We start from the raw sequence: 25,127 nt of genomic DNA on the forward strand, positions 1-25,127 counted from the left end.
TGCTTACCCTGACCGACGGCCTAAGTTCAACTCTTTCATATCGAAGAAACAAGCATCACAAATAAGCTTGATCTGAGCAAAAGACTCTGATTCATCATTCCATTCGCCTACTTCCATCAGTTTTTCATCGCACATATCGCACCATGCATTCAACTCACCATCAGGATAAGTCTTAGCTAGATCGGATGCGAAGGGTTCATAAAAACCCACTGGTGCGTGCGTATTCAAATGTTGGCAAACGTAAGCTGGATACCTATTACCGTGGTTACAGCATTCTACTATATTTTTTTGAGTCATTATTTTCCGTGTTTCAGTCCTATTATTTGCCCGTTTTGAGAATTTAGTACGATGGTAAACGTGCCACCATGCCAATTTTCAGGGAGCGTGCCCATCAGTATCCAGTAGTTATCAATCAGATATATTTCATAAGGCTGCTGTTTCAAAATCTGCTTTTTCCCATACGTGCGAAACAAGATAGGCTCCGCTACACGCAATGCAGCCGCACTGTCTGGTAAAGACTGGCCAACAGTATTTATGGCCACGGCAGGCTTGTTTTTCAGGATTTCCTGCAGCTCTTCCCGGGCTACTTCCCGGCCCAGTATGCTGTGCCTTTCATCCTGCGCAAAACTGTTGATGCTGATTGTCAGCAGGCCAACTATACAAAAAGAGAATAAGCTTGTAGACATGGCGAGGACTCGTTAAGGGCGTTGTAGGGGGTGCAATATATTTCGCCCCTACTGTTCATCCAGCTATTTACCCAACAAGCCGATACTTTCGCACCCAAAGCCCCCAATTCTTCATTGCTAATTACTCATTACTAATTTCCAAAAATGCCCACCGGAACCCTCCTGCTCATCGATGACGAAGCCCGCTTGCGGCAGCTGCTGGCGCGGGTGCTGGAGCTGGAAGGCTACACCGCCCTGCAGGCCCCCGATGCCACCCGCGGCCTGGAGCTGCTCCAGCAACACGCCGACGAAGTGCTGGTGGTGCTCTGCGACGTGAAGCTGCCCGACGCCCACGGCGTCGACCTCATGCCGCGCCTCAAGGCCAAGGCCCCCGACATCGAAATCGTGCTGCTCACGGCCTTTGGCAGCATCCCCGACGGCGTGCGGGCCATGAAGCAGGGCGCCTTCGACTACCTCACCAAGGGCGACTACGAGCAGCAGCTGGTAGTGGTAGTAGAGCGCGCCGCCGAAAAAGCCCGCCTGCGCCGCCGCGTGGCCGAGCTGGAGCGGCGCATGGGCCAGCGCTACAGCTTCGAGAGCATGATTGGGCAGGCCCCCGCCCTGCGCCGCGCCCAGGACCTGGCCCGCCAGGTGGCCCCCACCGACAGCACCGTGCTGCTGGAAGGCCCCACCGGCGCCGGCAAGGAGCTGTTTGCCCAGGCCATCCACGAGGCCAGTCCGCGCAAGCTGAAGTCGTTTGTGGCCGTCAACTGCTCGGCTTTCCCGCGCGACCTGCTCGAATCCGAGCTGTTTGGCTATAAGAAAGGCGCCTTCACGGGCGCGCTGGCCGACAAAAAAGGCCTGCTGGAAGAAGCCAACGGCGGCACGTTGTTTCTGGATGAAATCGGGGAGCTGGAGCTGAACGTGCAGGCCAAGTTCCTGCGGGTGCTCGAGATGCGGCAGTTCACCAAGCTCGGCGACACCAAGCCCAGCAGCGTGAACGTGCGCATTGTGGCCGCCACCAACCGCAACCTCAAGCACGAAGCCGCCGAGGGCCGGTTCCGCGCCGATTTGTACTACCGCCTGTCGGTGTTTACGCTGGACGTGCCGCCGCTCAAGGACCGCACCACCGACGTGCCGCTGCTGGCCGCGCACTTCCTGCAGTACTTCGCGGCCCAGCTGCGCAAGCGCCTGCCGGGCCTGGAGCCTGAGTGCCTGGCGCTGCTCAGCCGCTACGAGTGGCCCGGCAACGTGCGCGAGCTGAAAAACGTGCTGGAGCGCGCCGCCATCCTCGCCCCCGCCGACCAGCCCCTCGCCGCCGGCTACCTCCCCGACGAGTTCCACGCCCTGCCCGCCCCCCTCAGCCCCGACGCCGACCCCGCCGACCAAAGCTTGCGCGCCCTCGAAGCCCGCCACATCCGCCAGGTACTCCACCAGTGCCAAAACAACAAAACCGAAGCCGCCCGCCGCTTAGGCATTGGCCTGACAACGCTGTATCGCAAGGTGCAGGAATATGGGCTGTAGTTGTAGGGCGTGAGGGTATGAGGGCAGGAGTTTTTATCTGTCATCCTGAGGCGGCAGCCGAAGGACCTTGCCACGCCAGAACAACTCTGCGGACCTCTGCGCCAAACCTCTGCGTCCTCTGCGGGAACCTCGTTATAACGACCTGTTCAGGCGTGATAAGGTCCATCGCTCCGCTCAGGATGACAGTTACCCCCCTAAACTTCCCAACTCCCACCCTCCTACCCCCATACCCTCCCACCCTACAAACATGTCCCTCAAACTCAAAATCCGCCTGAGCATCCTCGCCCTGCTGGCCCTGCTGCTATCCGTGGGCGGAGTTGCGTTCTACTCGCTGCAGCAGCTGGAAGGCGGGGCGCGGGGGATACAGCAGGCCAATTTCCGGTCGGTGGAGTATGGGGCGCAGATGCTGCAGGCCCTGGCGCAGCTGCAGGAGCAGCCAACGGCCGCCGCGCCGCTGCAACAGCTGCGGCGGGCCCTCACCCGCGAAGCCACCAACATCACCGAGCCCGGCGAGCTGGAGCTGGTCGACACCCTCACCCAGCGCCTCTCCGACTACCAGCGCCTCGTGGATGACCACGCCCCCGCCGCCACCCAGCAGCAGACGCTGCGCGAGCTGCGCGCCGGCACGCACCGCATGATGGCCCTCAACGCCACGTCCTTCAACCGGCAAAACGAGCACGCTGCCGATGCTGCCGTACGGGCGCGGCGCGTAGTGGCCACCCTGATGGCACTGGGCGCGGCCCTGGGGCTGGCGCTGCTGGTGCGGCTGCCGCGGGTGGTGCTGCGCCCCCTGCGCCGCCTCACCGCCGACGTGGAGGACGTGGCCAGTCCGGGCCCGGCCACGCAGGTTTCCATTGCCAAAAACGACGAAGTGGGCGCCGTGGCGCTGGCCCTGAACCGCGCCTTCGGCTACATGCAGGACCAGCGCAGCGCCACCCGCGCCGCCCTCGCCACCGAGCGCAGCCGCCTGGAAAGTCTCATCGAGCACCTCGACGAAGGCCTTCTCCTGCTCGACCCCGACCGCACTGTGCTGCTGGCCAACCCCACCGCCCGCCAGCTGCTGGGCCGCGAGGCCGCCGACCTGGTGGGCCACCAGGCCGAAGCGCTCAGCCGGGAATCGGAGCTGCTGCGGGAGCTGTTTCGGCCGCTGCTGGAGCAGCCGGCGGGGCGCGCCGGCGAGGTGCCCACGCCGGTGCTGCTCACCATCACGCGCCCCAACGACGGCGAGGCGGCCTACTACCAGCTTTCGCTCAGCCACATCGTCAGCCGCAACCGCGAAACCGGCCGCACGGAGTTTGTGGGCCATATTCTGAGCTTGCGCAACGTGTCCGACTTCAAGAAGCTCGACGAGGTGAAGTCCAACTACCTGGCCACCATTTCGCACGAGTTGAAGACACCGCTGGCCAGCATCAAGCTCAGCCTCATGCTGCTCCAGGACGAGCGCACCGACCCCGCCGAGCGCCAGCGCCTGGCCGACGGCATCGGCGACGAAACCCAGCGCCTGCTGGGCATGGTGGGCCAGCTGCTGGCCGTGTCCAGGCTCGATGCCGGGGCCGAAATCCAGTTCGACGTGCAGCCCATTACCCTGGCCCAGGTGGTCAACTACGCCATCGACACCGTGCGCCCGCAACTCGACGACCGGGAACTGCAGCTGCGCCTGGAGCTGCCCGCCACCCTGCCCGCCGCCCGCGCCGACGTGGAAAAAACCACCTGGGTGCTCATCAACCTGCTCGCCAACGCCATCCGCTACTCGCCACGCGGTGCCGACCTCTGCGTGCGCGCCGACCAGCACGCCCCCCACGAGCTGACCATCAGCGTGCAGGACTGCGGCCCCGGCATCGCGCCCGAGTTCCACGAGCGGATTTTCCAGCGCTTCTCGGAAGTGCCCAACGCCTCCGGCCACAAAGGCGGCTCGGGCCTGGGCCTCAGCATCTCCCGCGAGTTCATCGAAGCCCAGGGCGGCCGCCTGTGGGTGGAAAGTGAGCCGGCGCAGGGCAGCCACTTCCGCTTCACCCTGCCCATAGCCGGGTAGAACGGTCCGGCGGCTTATCGGAGTTGTCGGGCCGGTCGCCGGCAGAACGAGGACGCCCGCCGGTCTGCTGGCTTTTTCGCCAGCTGACTGGTCAAATCTCGCGCCGTTGAACGGTGTAGAAACGCGACACTTCGCGTCTCGTCGTTGGTGATGTTGTTTGATCAGGCTCAGCCCCAGCTGTTCATCGAAGAGAGGCAAAGTGTCGCGTCTCTACACCGTTCCATCGGCCCCTAGACCACCTCCGACCAAAGCAAAACACCTCCTGACCGGAAGCGAAACACTCCAGCACTCACAATCGTCAGCCCCCCCCCTCGCTGAAGGATAGGTGGCCGGGGGTGAAGCCCCATTAGCCATTCCCAGCAATTGCCCGTAATTTCGCCGCTTCACACGCAGCAGAACCCTATGCCCGGCTATCATCCCCAGGATATCGAGAAGAAGTGGCAAGCCCACTGGAAAGATCAGCAGACGTTCAAGGCCGATAACGCCTCCGACAAGCCCAAATACTACGTGCTGGATATGTTCCCGTACCCCAGCGGGGCGGGGCTGCACGTGGGCCATCCGCTGGGCTACATTGCCTCTGATATCGTGTCGCGCTACAAGCGCCTGCGCGGCTTCAACGTGCTGCATCCTATGGGTTTTGACTCGTTTGGCCTGCCCGCCGAGCAGTACGCCATCCAGACCGGCCAGCACCCGGTCCTGACCACCGAGCAGAACATCGACACCTACATCCGACAGCTCAACTCCCTGGGTTTCAGCTACGATTGGAGCCGCGAGGTGCGCACCTCCGACCCGGCCTACTACAAGTGGACGCAGTGGATTTTCCTCAAGCTGTTTAATAGCTGGTACAACCTCGACACCAATAAGGCCGAGCCGCTGAAAACCCTGCTGGAGAAGTTCGAGCAGAACGGCAGCGAAGGTATCCGCGCGGCCGGCGACGACGAGGAGCGCCACAGCTTCACGGCGGGCCAGTGGAAGCTGTTCTCGGAAAAGCAGCGCCTGCAGGCCGTGCACCCCTACCGCCTGGCCTACCAGCAGGACACCTACGTGAACTGGTGCCCCGGCCTGGGCACGGTGTTGTCGAATGACGAGGTAAAAGACGGCCTCTCGGAGCGCGGCGGCTTCCCCGTGGAGCGCCGCCTGATGCCCCAGTGGAACCTGCGCATCACGGCCTACGCCGACCGCCTCCTCCAGGGCCTCGACACCCTCGACTGGCCCGACGCCGTGAAGGAAATGCAGCGCAACTGGATTGGTAAAAGCATCGGCGCCGAGGTAACCTTTGCGGTGCAGGGCCACGAGCAGGCACAGATCAAGGTCTACACGACCCGCGTGGACACCATTTACGGTGCCACGTTCCTGGTGCTGGCGCCCGAGCATGAGTTGGTGCAGGAGCTGACCACGCCGGAGCAGCAGGTGGAAATCCAAGACTACATCGATGCCACCAAGCGCCGCTCGGAGCGGGACCGGATGGCCGACACCAAGACGGTTTCCGGTGCTTTCACCGGCTCCTACGCCCTCAACCCGTTCAGCAACGAGCCCATCCAGATCTGGATTGCCGATTACGTGCTGGCCGGCTACGGCACCGGCGCGGTAATGGCTGTGCCCTCCGGCGACCAGCGCGACTACGTATTCGCCAAGCACTTCCAGCTGCCCATCACGCAGGTAGTGGATGCCCAGCAGATCGACGAGCAGGCTGACCCCACCAAGGACGGCCTCTACCTGCACGGCCTCATCCAGGGCCAGAACTACAAGCAGGCCACCCAAACCCTGATCGGGGAGCTGGAGCAGCGCGGCATCGGCAAGGGCAAAACCAACTTCCGCATCCGCGACGCCATCTTCGGCCGCCAGCGCTATTGGGGCGAGCCCATCCCGATTTACTATAAGGAAGGCACCGCCTACGGCGTGGCCGAAGCCGACCTGCCGCTGGTGCTCCCGGAAATCGACGAGTACAAGCCCACCGAAACCGGCGAGCCGCCCCTGGGCCGCGCCAAGGACTGGAAATACAAGGGCCTCTACGAGTACGAGCTGAGCACCATGCCCGGCTGGGCCGGCTCCAGCTGGTACTACCTCCGCTACATGGACCCGCAGAATACCGGTCGTTTTGTGGGCGAGGAAGCCGAACAGTACTGGCAGCAAGTGGATTTATATATGGGTGGCGCAGAGCATGCTACGGGTCACCTACTCTACTCCCGCTTCTGGCACCTGTTCCTGAAAGACCTCGGCGTGGTATCCGCCCCCGAGCCCTTCCAGAAGCTCATCAACCAGGGCATGATTCTGGGCCGCTCGAACTTCGTGTACCGCATCAACGGCACCAATACGTTTGTAACGGCCGGCAAGAAAGACCAGCACGAAACAACCGCTTTGCACGTTGACGTGAACATCGTCAACAATGATGTATTGGATACCGACGCCTTCAAAAAGTGGCGTCCAGACTATACTTCGGCAGACTTCATCCTGGAAGATAATGGCACCTACGTGTGCGGCTGGGAAGTTGAGAAAATGTCGAAAGGCAAGTTCAATGTAGTTAGCCCCGATACGCTGGTAAGTCAGTACGGGGCCGATGCGCTGCGTTTGTACGAGATGTTCCTGGGGCCGCTAGAGCAGTACAAGCCCTGGAATACCAACGGCATGAGCGGCGTGGCGGGCTTCCTCAAGAAGCTCTGGCGCCTCTACCACCCCCAGGACGGCACCTTCGCCGTAACCGATGAGGCCGCAACACCCCAGGAGCTGAAGGCCCTGCACAAGGCCATCCGCAAGGTGGAGGAGGACATCGAGAAATTCTCATTCAACACTACCGTCAGCGCCCTGATGATTACAGTGAACGAGCTGACGGCCCTCGACTGCCACAAGCGCACCATCCTGGAGCCACTGGTGCTGCTGCTCTCCCCCTACGCCCCGCACCTGGCCGAGGAGCTGTGGCAGCAGCTCGGCCACCCGGCCGGCAGCATCAGCCACGCCCAGTACCCCGAGTTCCGGGAAGAGTACCTGGTGGAAGACACCGTGAACTACCCCGTGGCCATCAACGGCAAGGTGCGCGAGACGCTGCAGTTCCCCGCCACCGCCACCCCCGCCGACATCGAAGCCGCCGTGCGCGCCTCCGACTTCCTGCCCCGCTTCGCCGACGGCAAGGAGCCCAAGAAGTTCATCGTCGTGCCCGGCCGCATGGTGAACGTGGTAGTGTAGTTTTAGCTGTTAATCAATAGCAAAAAGGCCCACCGGATTCTCCGGCGGGCCTTTTTGGCTTAAGTAAGAACGTCATGCTGAGCGAAGGCACAGCCGCAGTCGAAGCATCTCTACCGCTGACTAATCAAATAGCATTACACCGATAACCGCTTCATAGCGCAGGGTTTAAACCCTGGGCTAGTGAACCGCCCACACGAAGCGGTAGAGATGCTTCGGCAAGCTCAGCATGACGGTTGCTTTGGCAATGTCAGCACGCGAGATTCCTCAGCTCCGGCTTCGCCTTCGCTCGGAATGACGGTCTAGTGGCAACGCTTTAGTACGCCGCGGTAAACCGCTGGCGGCTGTGCTTGGGCTGCTCTACTTCGTCGAGGACCACTACGGCCAGGTCTTCGCCGGAGAGGATGCTGCGGCCTTCGGCGTTGAAGACCGGGCTTTCGGTGCCGAGGCGGTAGTGGCCGGTGCGGCCGGTGTCGATGCCGGGGTGCATTTCGATGGCGGGGCTGAGGAACGTCCAGTCGAGGGTGTCGTTGGTTTTCAGCTCGTTGTGGTAATCGCGGGCGGCCTGGGCGCCGGGCTTGATGTCGGCCGGGAAGTCCGGGCCATCGACCAACTGCTGGCCGTTGAGGTAGAGGCTGCCGGCCCCGCCGATAGCCACCAGCCGCGCTACGCCCGATTGCACGGTGGCCGCTTCGATGGCGCGGGAGCCTTCCAGGAAGTCGTGGTAGAGGTTGGGGTTGGTCCAGCCCGCGCTGAAGGCGTTGATAACCACGTCGTGGCCGGCCAGCTGGCGGGCGGTTTCGTCGATATGGGTTACGTCGCCGGTTACCACGGTCAGGTGGTCGGAGGTCTGGGTGAGTTTGGCAGGGTCGCGCACGAGGGCGGTTACGTGGTGGCCGCGCTGCAGGGCTTCGGCCAGGATGCGGGAGCCAACAAAGCCAGTGGCACCAATTAGGGCAATTTTCATAGGAGAAAAAGGTAAAGGGAAGAAAAAAAGGGACACACTGTAACCAATACAGTTACAATCAAGCGCAAAAAAAAGTCAGGAAATAAGGGCTTTAGCCGCAATGTCGGTGGTAACCTGCTGCAGGGTGGTATGGGCCAGCACCTGTTCCAGGGCCGTCTGGGCGCGCTGCAGCGTGTCATCCAGCGCCGACTGAATGTGGCGGCCCACCAGGCAGGCCGGGTTGGGCTTATCATGGACGCTGAATAGCTGGCCTGCCTCCACCACTTCCACGGCGCGGTACACCTCCAGCAGCGTGATGGTGGCCGGCTGGCGCGTGAGGAACGTACCGCCCGAAGCCGGCCGCACTTCCACCAGCCCGGCCTTCTTGAGCTGCCCCAGAATCCGCCGAATCACCACCGGATTGGTGTTCACGCTGCCTGCCATGCGCTCCGACGTCAGCAGCACGTCATCTTGCTCCGGCAATGCCAGCAGAGAAAGTACGTGTACGGCGACTGAAAAACGTCTGCTGATCTGCATAATTCAAAGCGTCAAGCCAATGGAACGCCCTTGGCTTTGAGTGAGTGCGACAAAGGTAGCATTGTAACCAATAAAGTTACAATATGATTTAACAAAAAAACGGCCGGGCCGCTTTCTGCGCGCCTTGTACGCTATTGTTCAGCCTCGGCCAGTTCGTCGCGCAGTTTCCTGGGCAATGACGCGCGCACCAGGTCGTAGGAATGATCAATCAGCTCGTGCAGCTGCCGCTCGGGGGCGCCCGAGCCGACGAGCACTGTATTCCAGTGCTTTTTGTTCATGTGGTAGCCGGGCAATACGTACTCGTGCTGCTCGCGCAACTCCTGGGCGCGCTCGGGGTCACACTTGAGGTTGATGCTGCCGAAGGTTTCGATATCAGTGAGGGCAAACACTTTGCCGCCGACTTTAAACACCAGCGTTTCGGGGCCGAAGGGCGTTTCTTCGGTCACGCCGGCTTTCAGCAGGCAATAGTCGCGGAAGTCTTCGATGTTCACTCGGAGAGTTATCAGGTGGTAGGTGTCAGTTATTAGGTGTCAGTTGCCAGTCAGGATACCTTACAGCAACCCCTGACAACTGGCAACCACCACCTGACAACTAAATTACCGGATAAACCAGCGGTAAATCAACACGATGAGGCCCACCAGAAACATGGCCATGCTCAGCTTATTGATGAAGTGCATGGTGCGCAGGTTGAAATTGGTGTGGCGCGTGGGGTCGTCTTTGCGGAAAAAGTACCCGAACATCGGGCCGAAATTAAACAGGTCTTTGCGCATAAGTCAGTTGGATTCGGTTTCAGAAAGATAACACCTGGGGCCCGGAAAAGATTTGCGCCCCGGCCAGTTAGCCGAGCACTAGTGCGCACTTTGCAGTGCGCGTCTGTGTGCCGTCAGCATCATTGCAATGGATAGCATTGTGGCCTTTTAACATCAGACCATCCTACTGAGTGTACCGAAGCATCTCTCCCGCTTCGCCTATACCAATTCAACGAAGCGGGAGAGGTGCTTCGGCACACTCAGTAGGATGGTCTCTCAGGCTCCAGACACTTTCTGCACCGCTCCGACGGTGCGGCGACGCGAACTACATAGTTCGCGCTATGACCCTACCCCCGAAACAGCTTCTCGATGCGCTGCTGGTTGTTTTGGCTGATGATTTTGCGGCGCACCTTGAGCGTGGGTGTCAGCTCGCCCGACTCCACACTCCAGAGCGTGGGCAGCAGCTCGATCTTCTTGATTTGCTCCCACTGGGCAAAGGCCACGTTGGTTTGCTGCACCAGTTGCTCATAAAGCTGCCGCACCTGGGTATGGGCGGCCAGCGCGGCATCGGAGAGGTCGGCGGGGAGCTGGTGCTGCTTGGCCCAGGCGCGCAGTTCGGCGAAGGCCGGCACCAGCAGCGCGGCCGCGAACTTCTCGCCTTCGCCCACTACCATCACCTGCTCCACCAGCGGCGACTCCGACAAGCGCGACTCCAGCGGCTGCGGGGCCACGTACTTGCCGTTCGAGGTCTTAAACATCTCCTTTTTGCGGTCCGTGATTTTCAGAAAGCGCCCCTGCACCAGCTCGCCGATGTCGCCGGTATGCAGCCAACCCTCGCTGTCGATGACCTCGGCCGTGAGGTCGGGGCGGTTGTAGTAGCCCTGCATCACGGAGGGCGAGCGGGTCAGGATTTCGCCGTCGGCGGCAATTTTCACTTCCACGCCCGGCAGCACCGGCCCCACGGCCCCGATGAGGTTGCCCTCGGGCACGGGCTGGCTGGCGGCAATAACGGGCGAGGTTTCGGTCATACCGTAGCCTTCCATCACCCGGATGCCAGCAGCCCAGAATACCCGCGCCAGCCGCGGTTGCAGGGCCCCGCCCCCGCTCACGATATAGCGCACCTGCCCACCCATGGCCTCGCGCCACTTGCTGAACACCAACTTATTGGCCAAGGCCAGCTGCGCGTTGTACCACGCGCCCTGGTCCTGCTGGGTGTCGTAGCGCAGCCCCAGGTCGAGGGCCCAGAAGAACAGCTTGCGCTTGAGGCCGGTGAGTTGCTGGCCAGTGGCTACAATCTTGTCGTAGATTTTTTCGAGCAGGCGGGGCACCGTGGTGAATACGTGGGGCTGCACCTCGCGCAGGTTGTCGGCAATGCGCTCCACGCTTTCGGCGTAGTAGATGCTGAAGCCCAGCTGCAGATAAAGAAATGTAGCCGTGCGCTCGAAAATGTGGCTCAAAGGCAGGAAGCTGAGGGTTTTGTGGCCCGGGGTTAGCGGCAGGTAGCTCAGCAGATTCTGGCAGTTGAACAGGATGTTGCGGTGGCTGAGCATTACGCCCTTGGGCCGGCCGGTGGTGCCGGAGGTGTAGATGAGCGTGAGCAGGTCGTCGGGCTGCACTGCGGCTTTGATGGGTTCCAAAGCGGCTACATCGGCGGCGACACCCAGAGCTAGAAGGTCGAGGAAGGAGCGGTGGCCGGGCGTGGGCTCGAAGGTGAGGATGTGCTCGGGACCGTGCGGCAGCCCGGCCACGGCCTCTTGCACCCGGGCCAGCAGCTTCCCGCCCTCCACCAGCACTACGCGCACGCCGGCATCCTGGAAAATATGGCGGTAATCCTCCACTGTAATGGTCGGGTACATGGGCACGCTCACGGCCCCGAGCTGGGCAATGCCCATATCGGCCACCACCCACTCGGGGCGGTTCGGGCAAATAATGGCCACTTTATCGGCGGCCCGCACGCCCAGCGTGCGCAAGCCCAGGCTGACGTGGTTGCTCAATTCCTGCACCTTGGCGGCACTAAGCGGCTGCCACTGGCCGTTCTTTTTTTCAACCAGGCAGTCGGCTTCGGGGGTGGTGTGGGCCAGGTGGGCGAGCAGGTCGAAGGTGCGGGAAAACGTCATGGGAAAAGCGCGGGAAAGCTGCCGAGACTGCGGCAATCCGCAAAAGTAGGCGGCTGCCCGGTGGCAACGACGGTAAGTCATAATTTTGGTAGCGCGAACTTTGCAGTTCGCGCCTCCACACCGTTAGTGCGGTTGTCGTTCCGGGGCGCGAACTGCAAAGCTCGCGCTACTGCCTCGCGCCCACGCATTGTTATTGTAATTGTCGTTCCGGGGTGCGAACTACAAAGTCCGCGCTGCTGCGCTGCGGCTTTCCGCTACCTTGCGTCCCACCCTATTGTCCCAACTGATGAAGCCTCTGCTCCTGCTGCCGCTGCTCCTAGCCGCTTCGGCTACTTTCGCCCAAACCAAGCCAGCCGCCGAAATCGAGGCCGTGCAGCAAACCGTCCGCCGGTTTTTCGACGGCATGCACCGCGGCGACAGTGCCACCGTGCGCGCCACGCTGGCCCCAGGGGCCGTGTTTCATACCCTCGCCGCCAAAAACGGCCAGACGCAGCTGCGCCCTGAAAACCCATCCGACTTCGTGAAGGCCGTGGGCACGCCACACAAGGAGGTGTGGGATGAGCGCATCACCTTTGAAAAAGTGCTTATCGACGCCAACCTGGCCAGCGTCTGGACGCCCTACGAGTTCTACCTGGGCAGCACCTTCAGCCACTGCGGCTACAACTCGTTTCAGCTGGTGAAGCTCGCCGACGGCTGGAAGATTGCCCACGTCATCGACACGCGTCGCAAAGACAAGTGCAAGTAGGCCCGGTGTAAGCAGGGCCGGCCGGGAGCGGTAAATACGACCCGGCCGGAACAGTGGGCACCAATGGCCGTACGTAGAGGCCAACCCGGACGCCTGCGCGGCCGACTTTACGCTCCCGTTCATGCACCGAACCCTGGAAATTACCGTACCCGCCACCGTGACTGAGCCGCTGTGCCGGCAGCTGACGGAACTGGACGACGTTGTTGGCCTGAGCGTGCAGCCGGGAGCCTCGCGCAAGCCCGCCGGCGACGTGCTGATTGTGCACGTGCTCAACCGCGGGGCCGACGAGGTACTGCGCCGGGCCCGAGCCGCCGTTGCCCACAAAAACGACTTAAGCGTGGTGACCAGCGAGGCGGCCAGCTTCATTGCCCCGGCGTCCCACCAAACCATCGTCGATGATAAGGACGAGGCCATTTGGGAGGAAATGGAAAGCGGCTTGCGCCATCAGGGCGCCATCACCACCAACTATCTGCTGTTGATGGCCCTGGGTGGACTGATTTGCGCCATCGGGCTGGTTTCCGAGCCGGTGCCGCAGGCCGTGGCCTTCACGGCTTCCGCCATCATTGCTCCCGGCTTCGACCCCATGACCAAGGTGCCGGTTGGGCTGGTGCTGCGCCGCTGGATTGTAGTCTGGCGCGGCATCCAGTCAACGCTCACCGGTTACGCCGTCCTGATTGGCACCGCCGCCCTGACCATGTACTGGCTGGTGGCGGCCGGCGAAACCACGGGCCAGCTGCTGGCCGAAAACCCCGAGGTCAAGCACCTGTCGCACCCTGGCCTGATGGAGCTGCTGCTATCGGCCGCCGGGGCTTTGGCCGGCGTGGTGATGCTGGCAGCCTTCCGGCGGAGCTTCCAGGCCGGGCCGCTCATTGCCATGGCCTTCATCCCGGCCGCCGCCCTGATTGGGGCAGGCCTGGCCGTGGGCAACTGGGCACTAGCGCTGGAAGGCCTGGAGCGTTTCGGGGCCGACTGGGGCTTTATCGTGGGGCTGGGCGTGCCGTTTCTGTGGCTCAAGCAGAAGTTCCTGCACAAGCGCAAGCCCATCGTATAAACGGGCCGGGCTGGGTGGCGCGGGCGTTGCTGTTAACGAACTGGCACCCGCCGCGCCTGTTGGAACAACCTCAGCAACGAGGAGACGCGAAGTGTCGCGTCTCTACACCGTTCAACTCCATATTGAATAGCCTGAATCCCGCCCGTTATTCAACGTCAGCAACGACGAGACGCAAGATATTGCGTCTCTACCCTTTCGCCGCCGCCACAATGTCGGGCACTTCCAGCACGGATTTGGCGTAGCCGCAATGGGCGACGTGCAGCATGGCCCGGCCTAGTTCAGTCAGCGTGGAGGCAAATTTGGGGGCCAGTCCGCGCACCACCGGGTACAGCCAGCCGAAATACTTGTAGTAAGGCAGCACGTGCTGCTGGCCAGGCGTAGCACGCAGGAAGCCGGGGCGGAACATAAAGGCCTGCCGGAAACCCAGCTGCCGCAGCGCGTTTTCGGTTTCGCCCTTCACGCGGGCCCACATCTGGCGGCTTCGCAGCGTATTATCGGTGCCCGAACCAGAAACGTAGCAGAACGTGAGGTCGGGGCCATTGTGGGCCAGCAGGGTGCGGGCGAAGTGCAGGGTCAGGTCGTAGGTAAGGCGGCGGTACTCCGGCTCCTGCATCCCCACCGATGATACGCCCAGGCAGAAAAAGCAGGCGTTGTAGCCCGTGAGCTGGCCGGCAATGGGCGTGAGGTTCTGGAAATCCTCGTGCAGCAGCTCCCGCAGTTTGGGGTGCTGGTGCCCGCTGGGCCGGCGGCTGATGCTGAGTACCTGCTCCACTTCGGGGTCGTTCAAACATTCCAGCAGTACCCCTTCCCCCACCATGCCGGTCGTGCCGGTGATTATCACGCGTAGTTTCATGCTGGGGAGGACGGATGAGCGGCGCGTATGTTTTAGCCGTCAGGAAATAGCCGGTTCATTTGCTGAAATCCAATTCCGCAAACATTAGCATCAACCTTGTCGAAACCTTCTACATCAGTAATATCTATTCCTCCCTCTGCAACGATTTCACTGGTCAAGGGAGAAACAGCTTTAAGATCCAGTGCCGCAAGACCTTTCCAGTCGGGTGTTTCCAGGTGTGCCCAGAAGAAAGGCTGATAGTTGGTATAATAAGCGGAAGTTGGCTTCAGGGTGCCCCAGATTACGCCCATCGAAACGTCTACTACTTTAGCTTCGATGGTGCCTAGGAGAGTCAGGCCAGAGGATAAATGAATTTTAGGGTTCATTGCACAGGCAGGTTATTTAGCCAAGCCAGAAGTATACCTGCTGTTACTAACAAACCATAACCAAAAAATCCATATAGCAGCCTTGGTAGTCCCTGAATTCTTTTCAGCCGACTTATCATACCCGTATACTGTCGGCTTTCATACATCCTATGTAACAGTATATTGGAGAGTGCGGACGGAATTAATAGAATCAGAAAGAATTGAATCTCGCTCACCTCTATATAAGCTTTCAAGTGCTTTAATGAGAATAAGATAATGTCTAAGCTAGCAAAGCCGAATAGCAGCGACATTCCTCCAATGGGCCTTGCCAACGAACGACTTTGAGAAGATGCACAGTAAAAGCACTTAAACAGAAAGTGAAGAAAGCGCATAAGTCTAGACTACCCCACTACCGGCTCTTCCAGCAGCTCCTTTTCCAGCCAGCGGCCGTCCTCGCGCATGAGCTCGATGAGCTCGTCTACGGCGCGTTCTTCGGGCACGGATTTCTTGATGACTTCCTGGCCGCGGTAGAGGGCAATTTTGCCTTTGCCCACGCCTACGTAGCCGTAGTCGGCGTCGGCCATTTCGCCGGGGCCGTTCACGATGCAGCCCATGATGCCGATTTTCACGCCCTTCAGGTGGTCGGTGCGCTTGCGGATCATGGCGGTGGTTTCCTGCAGATCGAACAGGGTGCGGCCGCAGCTGGGGCAGCTGATGTACTCCGTCTTGGACATGCGCGTGCGGGCCGCCTGCAGGATCCCAAAGCTGAGTTGGTTGAGCTGATCCAGCGTGGTAAGCCACTCCTCCTTGTTGCGCTCCGGCAGCAACTCGGTGCTCAACACTACGCCGTCGCCGAGGCCGTCGAGGAGCAGGCCGCCCACGTCGGTGGCGGCGTAGAGCTGGGTTTGCTCGGGGCTCAGGGCCGGGTATTGGCGGTTGATGATGACCGGGTTGGTGACGCCGTTGTTCAACAGTTCGAAAAACGCCCGTCGGATTTCGGGCATGGCGTGGGCGTTGTCAGTATAGAGGATGATAACAGCCGTGGCATCGTGGCGCAGTTGGGCCAGGGCGGCGGGCGTGAGCGAATCCAGGTTCTGGAACACGAAATTCAGCTCGGGGTGGCGGGCACCAGCGGCGGCGTACTCAATTTGAGTGAGCACCGGATAGTGGTCGGCACGCTGGCCGGCGTCGAGCCAGGCGGCGTAATCCACCACTTCCTTGAGGCCGTTGGGCAGCATGAACGGCACGGGGCGCTGGCCCGAGTATAGGTAGTCGGCGCCCAGGTCGTTCATCTGGAACTTGTCGAGGAAAGCCGAATACAAATGCCCCACAGCGCGCAAATCGGCATACTCCACCGACGAGAGGCGGGAAATATCCACCATCACGCGGGGCACGTTCTGCCCACCCAGGTTCAGTACCTCCCGCGTCGCGCGGCGGTGGTACTGGAAGGGGTCGATGGGAATATTAGTTGTTAGTTGTTGATTGTCAGTTGTTGGGTCGTTTGGAGCGTCATTCTCACTGCCAACTGCCAACGAAGAACTAACAACTGAAGGAATAGGCTTAGCTTCCTGGGCCCGGTTGGTGTACCGGTCGATGAGGGCGCGGGCCACGGGGGCTTCGGCTTCGGGGGCTTCGGTGAGGCTCACGCGCACGGTATCGCCGAGGCCGTCTTCGAGCAGCGTGCCAATGCCCACAGCCGACTTGATGCGGCCGTCTTCGGCCTCGCCGGCTTCGGTTACGCCTAGGTGCAGCGGGTAGGGCTGCAGGCCTTCGGCGTCGAGCTTCTGCACCAGCAGCCGGTAGGCCTGCACCATCACCTGGGTGTTGCTGGCCTTCATGCTCAGCACCACGTTGTAGTAGTTTTCCTCCTCGCAGAGGCGCAGAAATTCCAGCGCCGACTCCACCATGCCCAGCGGCGTATCGCCGTAGCGGCTTAGAATCCGGTCGGACAAGGAGCCGTGGTTGGTGCCGATGCGCATGGCCGTGCCGTACTGCTTGCAGATCTGGACCAGCGGGCGGAACCGTTCCCGGATGCGCTCCACCTCGGCGGCGTAGCTGCTGTCGGTGTACTCAATGACGTCGAACTTCTTCTTGTCGGCGTAGTTGCCGGGGTTCACGCGCACTTTCTCCACGATGCGGGCGGCCAGCTCGGCGGCATTGGGCGTAAAGTGGATATCGGCAATGAGCGGCACGGTGCAACCGCGCTTGCGCAGCTCCTTTTTGATTTCCAGCAGATTCTGGGCCTCCTTCACGCTGGGCGCCGTGATGCGCACGTACTCGCAGCCAGCCTCCACCATGCGCAGCGTCTGCTCCACCGAGCCCAGCGTGTCCATGGTGTCCACGGTGGTCATGCTTTGCACCCGAATCGGGTTCAAGCCGCCCATCGGCAGGTCGCCGAGCTGAACTTCCCGGGAGAGGCGGCGCTTGTATTCGGTGAGGCTGGGGCAGTACGTCTTGTTCATAAAGGAAAAACCGGCGGCGGAAGGCGAAAGTTGCGGTACCCGGCAAAGGTACGAGCGAACCGCTACGTTCGAGCGCCTGCCAGGCGGCCAACCTTATAGGCCCGGCCACTCGTGCAGCGCGGGTGCCAATCCGCCATAAATTCCGGACTGTGGCTACCTTGGCAGCTGGTGCTCACTTATTTTATATCACTCTGATGCCAGGCCCTTCCACTTCCCGCCGCCATTTTCTGAAACTGACCAGCCTGACGCTGGCGGGCTTACCGCTGGGCCTTTCCGGCTGCGTTAGCGCCCTCACTGGCCGCGGCCGGCCCGATTTGCTGGTGTATGTGGGTACTTATGCCAAGGAGGGCGCCGACAGCATCTTCCTTTACCGCCTCAACCCCAAAACCGGTGCTCTCACCCGCCTGCGGGCCGAGAAAGGTGGCCCCAACCCCACCTTTCTCACCCTCGACACCAAGCGCCAGCGCCTGTACGCGGCCAACGAAGTAGACGAGTTTCAGAGCGCAAAAAGCGGCTACGTCAGCGCCTTTGCCATCGACCGGCGCACAGGTGGCCTCACGCTCCTCAACCAGCAGCTGTCGGGCGGCGGCGGCCCCTGCTACGTTAGTCTGGCCGGCCGCAACCAGGCGGCGCTGGTAGCCAACTACGGCGGCGGCAGCGTGAGCTTGCTGCCCATTGCGGCGGATGGCACGCTACAGCCACCAGCTGCCACCGCCCAGCACCGCGGCTCGGGGCCCGTCAAAAACCGCCAGAGCGAGGCCCACGCCCACTGCATCCTCCCCGACCCTGCCAACCGCTTCGCCTTTGCCGTGGACCTGGGCACCGACCAGGTGCTGGGCTACGAGCTGGCGGCCAATGCGGGGCCGTGGACGCCGCTGCCGGCGCCGGCCTTCACCACCCAGCCGGGCGCCGGGCCGCGCCACCTTACGTTTCACCCCAACGGCCGCTGGGCTTTTCTTGTCAACGAGCTGGCCTGCAGCGTAACGGCGCTAACCTATGATGCCACGGCCGGCACGTTCCGGGACCTGCACACCGTGCCAACGCTGCCGGCCAACTTCACAGCTCCCAATACCTGCGCCGATATTCATGTGCACCCCAACGGCAGGTTTGTGTACGCCAGCAACCGGGGCCACGACAGCTTGGCTGTATTTGCGGTGGCTGCTGACACCGGCCGCCTCACGCTGGTAGAGCACGTGAGCACCCAGGGCAAAACGCCGCGCAACTTCGCCATCGACCCCAGCGGCGCCATTCTGCTGGTAGCCAACCAGAATTCCAACAACATTGTGACCTATACCATCAACGCCCAGACAGGCCAGCTGACGCCCACCGGCGTGGTGGTGGAAGTGCCCGCTCCTGTGTGCCTGCAAGTAATTCCGGATTTTCTGGCGTAGCAGATGGTTAGGCTGCCATTTCCGGCCAGGCCCGCAACTTCTGCAGCCATTATGTGTCTGTTTATAGGGTATATAGTATTCCTTCTAACCATTTTCTGACATGCACAAAGGCCTGACGGCGGTCCTGGCGGCCTTCCTGCTTGCACTACCTGGCCAGGCGCAACAGGTGGCTGTCATCAGGCTGCCCCAGTTGCAGCAGCGGCTAAGCCAGCCCAACGATACCACCTACGTAGTGAATTTCTGGGCTACCTGGTGTGGGCCTTGCGTGAAAGAGCTGCCGTATTTCGAGCATCTGAGCCGCGTTTATGCCGGGCAGAAAGTGAAAGTACTGTTGGTCAGCACCGACTATGTGTCGCAGCTCAGCAAAAAGGTGAAGCCTTTTATTGTGAAGCAGAAATTACGGTCGGAAGTGGTGCTGCTCAACGAAACCGACCCCAACACCTGGATGGACAAGGTGGACCGCCAGTGGTCGGGGGCGTTGCCTTTCACCCTGATGATCAACAATAAGCGCCAGAAGCGTGCTTCGTTTGAGCAGGAGTTTACACAGCCCGAGCTAACGGCGGCGCTGCAGAAGTTTCTGCAATAAGCATTCCTTCACCTCACCCATTTCATTGTCATGAAAAAGCTTTTTCCTATTCTGGCCGCCTGCCTGCTGCTGGCTTTGAGCAGCTTTGTGATGCTGCGTACGGTGGTTGCCGGCTACCAAGTTGGTGATAAAGCCGCGGACTTTCAGCTGAAAAACGTGGACGGCAAGTTGGTGTCATTGGCTTCCAACAAAGCCGCCAAGGGCTACATTGTGGTATTTACCTGCAACACCTGCCCCTACGCTAAAGCCTACGAGCAGCGCATCATCGACCTGCACACCAAGTATGCGCCGCTGGGCTACCCGGTGGTGGCCATCAACCCCAACGACCCCGCCGTGGCCCCCGGCGACTCCTTTGCCGACATGCAAAAACGGGCCAAGGACAAAAGATACGGCTTCCCTTACCTGCAGGACGAGTCGCAGGAAGTGGCGCGGCGGTATGGTGCTACCCGCACGCCCCACCTGTACGTTCTCAACCGCCAGGGCAACGACTTCGTGGTAAGCTACATTGGCGCCATCGACGACAACTCAGAAGACGCCAGGCTGGTAAAAACCAAGTACCTGGAAAACGCCATGACAGAGCTTCTGGCTGGCAAGCCGGCCACTGTGAGTACTACCAAAGCCATTGGCTGCACCATTAAGTGGAAGAAGGCATAAGGCAAAGCAGAGCATTCTGCCAACGAGTGAAGCGCGTATGCGGGGGGCACCAACTGGCGCCCCCCGCATACGCGCTTCACTCGTTCATGAGAGCAGGCGCTTGGTGTTACTGACTTGCGCGCCGAAATACGCCTTCCAGCGTGTCGGTTTGCACGCCAGGCTTCAGGTCGAGGGCAGCGTTGATCATGGCCTGCGCAACATCGCGGCCGTGAATAGGGCGGTACTGATGCAGGCCCGGCAACCGGGCTAGCAGGTCGGCTAGGGGCAATGCAAGGCGCTCGGCCAGCCGCGGAGTGTGGCGACTGCCCGCCAGCACACCAGGCTGGATGATGCGGATTCGCTGGAAAGGCAGGCGCTTAATGGCTTGCTCCAATTCGCCCTTCATGCGGGTGTAAAACATGAAAGCATCCGGATTGGCGGAGGCCGAAGACACCAGCACGTAGGTACTCACACCGTTTTGGGCGGCAGCTTCTGCCGCTTGGTGCTGATACGTGTAATCTACTTTGTATTGCGCAGTTGCACTACCAGCCTGTTTCAGGGTAGTACCCAGCGCAGAAAACAGTATGTCGCCGGTAAGCAGGTGCTGCCACTGGTGCGGCTGGTCGAAGTCCACGAGGTGCTCTTCGAGCCGTTCGGGATTCTGGTAGCCGGTGGGGCGGCGGGTGAAAACTTTGATGCGGCTAAAACGGGTATCGGAAAGCAATTGGCGCAACGTATGGTCGCCAACCAGTCCGGTGGCTCCAATAAGTAAAGCGGTAAGCATATAGGTGTGAAGGAGAGCAAAGAGCGGCACTTCGCTGCGCATAGGCCGGCGAAATCTCCCTTACTACGCAGCTCACAGTTTTTTGTTCACCGCAAAATCCTGCTTCCCCAAATTATTCCTGTGGCAGCAGTACCAGTTTGCCAATATGAGTGCTGCTTTCCAGCAAGGTGTGCGCGGCAGCGGCTTCAGCCAGCGGAAACGTGCCATGCAGCAGCGGCTTCAGTTGGCCAGTTGCCAGCAACGGCCAGACATGGCGCTCTACTTCGGCGGCCAGCTCGGCCTTGAAGTCGGCGGTGCGGGGCCGCAGGGTGCTACCCGTGATGGTCAGGCGGCGGTGCATAACATCCAGCGCATTGAACTCAGCCTTGCCGTCCTGCATAGCATTGATGAACACCAGGCGGCCATCATCGCGCAACAGCCGCAGGTTTTTGGCCGTGTAGTCGCCCCCCACCATGTCCAGCACCACATCGGCGCCGCCAGCGGCCTGCACTACCTCCTCAAAATCCTGCTCCTTGTAGTTGACAACCAACTCGGCACCGAGCTTCCGCACGGCGGCGGCTTTGGCGTCGCTACCCACCGTGGCAGCCACCACGCTACCCAGCGCCGTGGCTAGCTGCACGGCCGTGGTGCCAATACCGCTGCTGCCACCGTGCACCAGCAGCCGCTCGCCGGGTTGCAGCTGCCCCCGCTGGAACACGTTGTGCCACACCGTAAACACGGTTTCGGGTAGCGCAGCGGCGGCGGCAAACTCCCAGCCAGCCGGCACGGGCAGGCAGTGGCGGGCATCCACCACGGCATACTCAGCATAGCCACCAGCGGCCAGCAGCGCGCACACCCGGTCGCCGGGCTGCCAGCGCATGGTTTTCGCGCCACACTGCACCACTACTCCGGCCACTTCAAGCCCCGGCACAGTTCCTGATACGTCGCCGGAACCTGCATATTTGCCCTGGCGCAGCAGCACATCGGGGCGGTTGACGCCAGCCGCATACACGTGGATAAGTACCTCGTGTGCAGCGGGTACCGGCTGAGGTTGCTGTTGTAGCTGCAGCACCTCGGGGCCTCCAGGCTGCGTGATTATAATGGCTTTCATAGCTGCTGGTTGAGAATTGATGGTGGTTGACTAAGCTAGGTCTGAAACGTCGCTTCAGGCTTATTGAACGTTCTGCAGAATTTGCCGAAGCATTTCTACCGCTTTATTTGGGCTCGTATGATAAAGCAGTAAAGATGCTTCGGCAAACTCAGCAGGACCGTATTCAAATTTTCAGAAACAGCCTGGAATAGATGCGCAAATACTGATACCAGACAACCAGCAACTGACTCCCAAACCGCACGTATTTTCATTGATCATGAAAAAAGTAAGCCTGCTCCCCCACTTCCTGCGCACCGCTGGCCAACTTACAGGCATGGCAGCCTGGCAAACAGGCCGCCTGTTCCGCAAAGCTGCGTCTTCGGCCCTCGATGCCATTCAGGAAGTACTGCGGGCTGAGCTTAAAAAAGGCAATCAGCAACTGGTAGTAGACTTTCTGACCAACAAGGCCCTGCCTGCAGCGCGGGCACTGCTGCTGGAGCGCATGGCAGCCCGGCTGCTGGTGCGCATCGGTCTGCGCGGGGCACTGGCATCCAACGTCGTCGGCTGGATTCTACCATTTGTGCTGGAGCAGATGGTGAAAGTAGCCCAGAGGACCGGGCTATTCGACAAAATCCGGAGCCATAGCTCGGTGCAGGACACTATGCACCGCCTGGATGAGCTGAAGCTGGCCGTATGGAAACGCCTTGCCCCCGACTATGGCAGTGGGGTAGAGCTGCTGGATGATGACACGGAAGAGCCTCGTCAGATTTCGCCTCCGAAGGAGAAATAAACGCCGTAATGCAGCGGATAATTCCCAGGCAAAAATTTAGTTGTTTTCGGCCTAAACACTAAATCCAGGGCGTTTTTTTTCGTCGTAGGTGTGCGCAATGGACCCTATAAATGAACTCACTCCCGAGCAGCTCATTCAGGCTTCTCACTCGCTAACCCGGTCGTTGCGTACCCTATACCGTAGTGCCCGGCACCTGCAGCACACCGACCCCTATGCCGCGGCTCGGCTCGGCCGCATTGCCGACCAAGCCGAATATTTTCTGCAACAGTGGCCCGATAGCCAGTGGCCCAAGTATGCTTCCAGCCCCGACTGGCCCATGCCTGAAAAGCAAGTGCTGCTGACGTGGCTTGACACTGCCCGCCGTGAGGCTACCACCACTGATGCTCTCACGTATACCCGCTGGCACCAGATGCTGAATACCCTTCTGGCTGCCTTGGTCTTGTTCACGTAGCTTCCGTTGTAAGTCCAGCGCAAACAAGTGCAAGCGTGGGCCAAGCATGACCTCTGACAGTTTCGCCTGCCTATACCAACGTTTTATTCCTTGTCTCAGCGAAGGATGCATTTTACTTTAAGCACCATTTGTCTCCTGATTACCTATGCAATCAGTTGAAATTCAGCAATTTTCTCCCAATTCCGACCATTATGGCGGAACAAATTGAGTGAGGTAGCCTGAAAACTGGCTTCGTAGGTACGAGTTGCAAAGTCCTGGCGAAGCGCTGGTACCAGTGCCGGCGACAGGTCGCGGGTGGCCAGTGTCATGTGAGGCGTGAAGGGGCGTGATTCTGGGCGTACAGCGGGTAAGTGCTGTCTGCACCAGTTCATGAGGGCCGCCTGCAGATGCCGCAAGGCCGCTGCTTCAGTTACCTGCACGAACAGTGTGCGGTCAGTGAACCAGCCGAAATCCTGCAACCCAACCTTACATGAAGCCTGTGTGGCTGCAAATTGGTGCAGCGCCTGCGTGGCTTCAGCAGCAAACGATTCGGGCTGGCGGGTAGGTGGTACCAGCGTGATATGAGGCGGCAGGCCGATGGCATTGCGGCTGCCAGTGCGCTGGTGCAGCTCCTGTTTCAGAGCCCACACCTGCCCGCGCACCGGCTCCGGCGGCACCAGCGCAATGAGGTATAAATGCATTAGTTAGGCAGGAATTGTGATAATGACTGTCATCTCAAGCTTGCCAAAGGCATTGTGTACGTTGCAACGACTACCAGGCGAATCCTTCTAACATAACCAGATCCTTCGCAAGCTCAGGATGACAGCCAAGCCTTACAACCCATACTTGCTCATCAGATATACCAAAGCAGCCATGCTGGCGCCACCCAGCTCCAGCTCGCGGCGGTTCACCTTGTCGAAGGTGTCGGTGGCGGCATGGTGCAGGTCGAAGTAGCGCTGGGAGTCGCAGTCGAAGCCGATGAGGGCTTTAGCCTGGGATTTCAGCGGGCCGATGTCGGTGCCGGCGTGGCCGGCATTGAACTCGGCGCTGCCGTAGGGCCGCAGCAGGGGCTGCCACTGCTGCACTTTGCGCACAGTGGCCGCATCGGCCTCTATATTGAAGCCGCGGGGCGTGAAGCCGCCCCCATCCGACTCCATGGCGGCCAAATGCTTTTCATTGGCCGCTTTGGCTAGCTCGGCATACTTCTCGCCCCCGCGCACGCCGTTTTCCTCGTTCATAAATAGCACGGCCCGCACGGTACGCTCGGGCTTTAGGCCGGAGGCTTTCAGTAGGCGCAGTACTTCCATGCTTTGCACGCAGCCCGTGCCGTCGTCGTGGGCACCCTGGGCCAAATCCCAGGAATCGAGGTGGCCGCCCACGGTGATGATTTCATTGGGATACTTAGTGCCTTTGAGCTCCCCAACCACGTTGTAGCTTTTCACGTCAGGCAAGGTCTGGCAGCTCATGTCCAGTTCGAACTGCAGATCGGGGTCGGCTTTGAGCAGCTGGCTGAGCTGGTCGGCGCCGTTGGTGCTGAGGGCGGCGGCAGGTACTTTGGCCACAGTTTCGTCGTAGCGCATAGCGCCGGTGTGGGGGTAGTCGTCGTGGGTGAGCGTGAGGCTGCGCACGAGTGCTCCAATGGCGCCCCGCTTGGCCGCTTCGGACGCGCCAATGCGCCGCTGGTCGCCGGCTTCGCCGTAGGCCCGGCCGGTTTCCACATGCGTGGGGTTCATCGGGCGGTTGAAGAATACGAACTTACCTTTCACTTTCTCAGCGGGTAACGCGGCCAGCTCGGCCATGCTGTGCACCTCCACTACCTGCGCCTTCAGCTTACCGCCGGTGCCGACGGAGCCGCCCAGCGCGCACACATTGAAGTCGATGCCCTTGCCTTTAGCGCCGGTGGCGCGGCCTTTTTCCTTGGCGCCGCGCACCCAATGCGGCACCATCACCTCCTGCAGATACACCCGGTCGAGGCCCATCTTTTCCATCTCCTTTTTGCCCCACTGCACAGCCTGTTCGGCCTGCGGCGAACCACTAAGGCGCCCACCAATTTTGGTGCACAGCTCACGCAATTTTTCGTAGCTCTGTCCCCGCAGCAGGGCTTCATCGTAGAGGCGGCGGATGGCCAGGGAGTCGGAGGCGGGGGCAGTCTGGGCGGCTAACGGGCCAGCGGCCAGCAGCAAGCCGGCCAGCGTGAGGCGGCGAAAAGTTGAAATCATGGAAAGCAGAAAACGAGAGAAAC

The 25,127-nt window shown here is 60.7% G+C and carries 24 protein-coding genes; 10 read left to right on the top strand and 14 right to left on the bottom strand.

The window, feature by feature from the left end; translation table 11 throughout:
- Positions 1 to 3 precede the first annotated feature (3 nt).
- Both H8B14_RS14995 and H8B14_RS15000 read right to left on the bottom strand, forming a co-directional pair.
- Positions 4 to 228, bottom strand: a complete 225-nt coding sequence (locus tag H8B14_RS14995) for a hypothetical protein (protein ID WP_187316468.1) — start codon at positions 226 to 228, stop codon at positions 4 to 6.
- 68 nt (positions 229 to 296) lie between these two features.
- Positions 297 to 686, bottom strand: a complete 390-nt coding sequence (locus H8B14_RS15000) for a YbbC/YhhH family protein (RefSeq protein WP_187316469.1) — start codon at positions 684 to 686, stop codon at positions 297 to 299.
- A 144-nt stretch (positions 687 to 830) separates the two neighbouring features.
- Between H8B14_RS15000 and H8B14_RS15005 the strand changes: the two genes are divergently transcribed.
- From H8B14_RS15005 to leuS, 3 genes are all read left to right on the top strand, one after another.
- The gene (locus tag H8B14_RS15005; RefSeq protein ID WP_187316470.1) at positions 831 to 2,189 is read left to right on the top strand and encodes a sigma-54-dependent transcriptional regulator; all 1,359 of its coding nucleotides are present in this window, start codon (positions 831 to 833) and stop codon (positions 2,187 to 2,189) included.
- Between the two features lie 247 nt (positions 2,190 to 2,436).
- Positions 2,437 to 4,221, top strand: coding sequence for a sensor histidine kinase (locus H8B14_RS15010; RefSeq protein ID WP_187316471.1), 1,785 nt, complete (start codon positions 2,437 to 2,439; stop codon positions 4,219 to 4,221).
- Positions 4,222 to 4,623: 402 nt separating this feature from the next.
- Positions 4,624 to 7,401 carry a leucine--tRNA ligase gene (leuS, locus tag H8B14_RS15015; RefSeq protein WP_187316472.1) on the top strand — a complete coding sequence of 926 codons (2,778 nt, stop codon included), beginning with the start codon at positions 4,624 to 4,626 and terminating at the stop codon, positions 7,399 to 7,401.
- A 313-nt stretch (positions 7,402 to 7,714) separates the two neighbouring features.
- Here leuS and H8B14_RS15020 read toward each other — a convergent pair whose 3' ends face one another.
- From H8B14_RS15020 to H8B14_RS15040, 5 genes are all read right to left on the bottom strand, one after another.
- Entirely contained in the window at positions 7,715 to 8,365 is a 651-nt protein-coding gene (locus H8B14_RS15020) for an NAD(P)-dependent oxidoreductase (RefSeq protein WP_187316473.1), read from the bottom strand.
- 75 nt (positions 8,366 to 8,440) lie between these two features.
- A complete protein-coding gene (locus tag H8B14_RS15025) occupies positions 8,441 to 8,881 on the bottom strand; it encodes an Rrf2 family transcriptional regulator (RefSeq protein ID WP_187316474.1) in 441 nt (146 codons plus the stop codon).
- A 131-nt stretch (positions 8,882 to 9,012) separates the two neighbouring features.
- Entirely contained in the window at positions 9,013 to 9,372 is a 360-nt protein-coding gene (locus H8B14_RS15030) for an MmcQ/YjbR family DNA-binding protein (protein ID WP_187316475.1), read from the bottom strand.
- A 105-nt stretch (positions 9,373 to 9,477) separates the two neighbouring features.
- On the bottom strand, positions 9,478 to 9,651 hold the full coding sequence (locus H8B14_RS15035) for a DUF6728 family protein (protein WP_187316476.1): 174 nt from the start codon (positions 9,649 to 9,651) through the stop codon (positions 9,478 to 9,480).
- Positions 9,652 to 9,977: 326 nt separating this feature from the next.
- Positions 9,978 to 11,747: an AMP-dependent synthetase/ligase gene (locus H8B14_RS15040; protein ID WP_187316477.1), complete on the bottom strand. Its 1,770-nt coding sequence runs from the start codon at positions 11,745 to 11,747 to the stop codon at positions 9,978 to 9,980.
- A gap of 286 nt (positions 11,748 to 12,033) precedes the next feature.
- On the opposite strand from H8B14_RS15040, the gene H8B14_RS15045 reads away from it, so the two are divergent.
- Positions 12,034 to 12,492, top strand: coding sequence for a nuclear transport factor 2 family protein (locus H8B14_RS15045; protein WP_187316478.1), 459 nt, complete (start codon positions 12,034 to 12,036; stop codon positions 12,490 to 12,492).
- A 121-nt stretch (positions 12,493 to 12,613) separates the two neighbouring features.
- The gene (locus H8B14_RS15050) at positions 12,614 to 13,543 is read left to right on the top strand and encodes a DUF389 domain-containing protein (RefSeq protein ID WP_187316479.1); all 930 of its coding nucleotides are present in this window, start codon (positions 12,614 to 12,616) and stop codon (positions 13,541 to 13,543) included.
- A gap of 187 nt (positions 13,544 to 13,730) precedes the next feature.
- Here H8B14_RS15050 and H8B14_RS15055 read toward each other — a convergent pair whose 3' ends face one another.
- The 3 genes from H8B14_RS15055 to ispG form a co-directional block, all read right to left on the bottom strand.
- Entirely contained in the window at positions 13,731 to 14,396 is a 666-nt protein-coding gene (locus H8B14_RS15055; RefSeq protein WP_187316480.1) for a Rossmann-fold NAD(P)-binding domain-containing protein, read from the bottom strand.
- Between the two features lie 32 nt (positions 14,397 to 14,428).
- The gene (locus H8B14_RS15060; protein WP_187316481.1) at positions 14,429 to 14,761 is read right to left on the bottom strand and encodes a hypothetical protein; all 333 of its coding nucleotides are present in this window, start codon (positions 14,759 to 14,761) and stop codon (positions 14,429 to 14,431) included.
- Between the two features lie 380 nt (positions 14,762 to 15,141).
- Positions 15,142 to 17,202 carry a (E)-4-hydroxy-3-methylbut-2-enyl-diphosphate synthase gene (gene ispG / locus H8B14_RS15065; protein WP_187316482.1) on the bottom strand — a complete coding sequence of 687 codons (2,061 nt, stop codon included), beginning with the start codon at positions 17,200 to 17,202 and terminating at the stop codon, positions 15,142 to 15,144.
- A gap of 194 nt (positions 17,203 to 17,396) precedes the next feature.
- On the opposite strand from ispG, the gene H8B14_RS15070 reads away from it, so the two are divergent.
- From H8B14_RS15070 to H8B14_RS15080, 3 genes are all read left to right on the top strand, one after another.
- Positions 17,397 to 18,593, top strand: coding sequence for a lactonase family protein (locus H8B14_RS15070; RefSeq protein ID WP_187316483.1), 1,197 nt, complete (start codon positions 17,397 to 17,399; stop codon positions 18,591 to 18,593).
- 100 nt (positions 18,594 to 18,693) lie between these two features.
- Positions 18,694 to 19,179 carry a TlpA disulfide reductase family protein gene (locus tag H8B14_RS15075; RefSeq protein WP_187316484.1) on the top strand — a complete coding sequence of 162 codons (486 nt, stop codon included), beginning with the start codon at positions 18,694 to 18,696 and terminating at the stop codon, positions 19,177 to 19,179.
- Positions 19,180 to 19,209: 30 nt separating this feature from the next.
- Entirely contained in the window at positions 19,210 to 19,833 is a 624-nt protein-coding gene (locus H8B14_RS15080; RefSeq protein ID WP_187316485.1) for a thioredoxin family protein, read from the top strand.
- Positions 19,834 to 19,939: 106 nt separating this feature from the next.
- On the opposite strand, the gene H8B14_RS15085 is transcribed toward H8B14_RS15080, so the two are convergent.
- On the bottom strand, positions 19,940 to 20,596 hold the full coding sequence (locus H8B14_RS15085) for an NAD(P)H-binding protein (RefSeq protein WP_187316486.1): 657 nt from the start codon (positions 20,594 to 20,596) through the stop codon (positions 19,940 to 19,942).
- A gap of 112 nt (positions 20,597 to 20,708) precedes the next feature.
- Positions 20,709 to 21,686, bottom strand: coding sequence for an NAD(P)H-quinone oxidoreductase (locus H8B14_RS15090; RefSeq protein ID WP_187316487.1), 978 nt, complete (start codon positions 21,684 to 21,686; stop codon positions 20,709 to 20,711).
- Between the two features lie 256 nt (positions 21,687 to 21,942).
- On the opposite strand from H8B14_RS15090, the gene H8B14_RS15095 reads away from it, so the two are divergent.
- The gene (locus H8B14_RS15095; RefSeq protein ID WP_187316488.1) at positions 21,943 to 22,455 is read left to right on the top strand and encodes a hypothetical protein; all 513 of its coding nucleotides are present in this window, start codon (positions 21,943 to 21,945) and stop codon (positions 22,453 to 22,455) included.
- A 97-nt stretch (positions 22,456 to 22,552) separates the two neighbouring features.
- Positions 22,553 to 22,906, top strand: a complete 354-nt coding sequence (locus tag H8B14_RS15100) for a hypothetical protein (protein ID WP_187316489.1) — start codon at positions 22,553 to 22,555, stop codon at positions 22,904 to 22,906.
- A gap of 143 nt (positions 22,907 to 23,049) precedes the next feature.
- On the opposite strand, the gene H8B14_RS15105 is transcribed toward H8B14_RS15100, so the two are convergent.
- The gene (locus H8B14_RS15105; RefSeq protein ID WP_187316490.1) at positions 23,050 to 23,586 is read right to left on the bottom strand and encodes a 2'-5' RNA ligase family protein; all 537 of its coding nucleotides are present in this window, start codon (positions 23,584 to 23,586) and stop codon (positions 23,050 to 23,052) included.
- A gap of 132 nt (positions 23,587 to 23,718) precedes the next feature.
- Positions 23,719 to 25,104, bottom strand: a complete 1,386-nt coding sequence (locus H8B14_RS15110; RefSeq protein ID WP_187316491.1) for a M20/M25/M40 family metallo-hydrolase — start codon at positions 25,102 to 25,104, stop codon at positions 23,719 to 23,721.
- Between the last annotated feature and the right edge of the window lie 23 nt (positions 25,105 to 25,127).

Origin of the sequence: Hymenobacter puniceus, from assembly GCF_014333525.1 — a bacterium.
Classification (GTDB): Bacteria; Bacteroidota; Bacteroidia; order Cytophagales; family Hymenobacteraceae; genus Hymenobacter.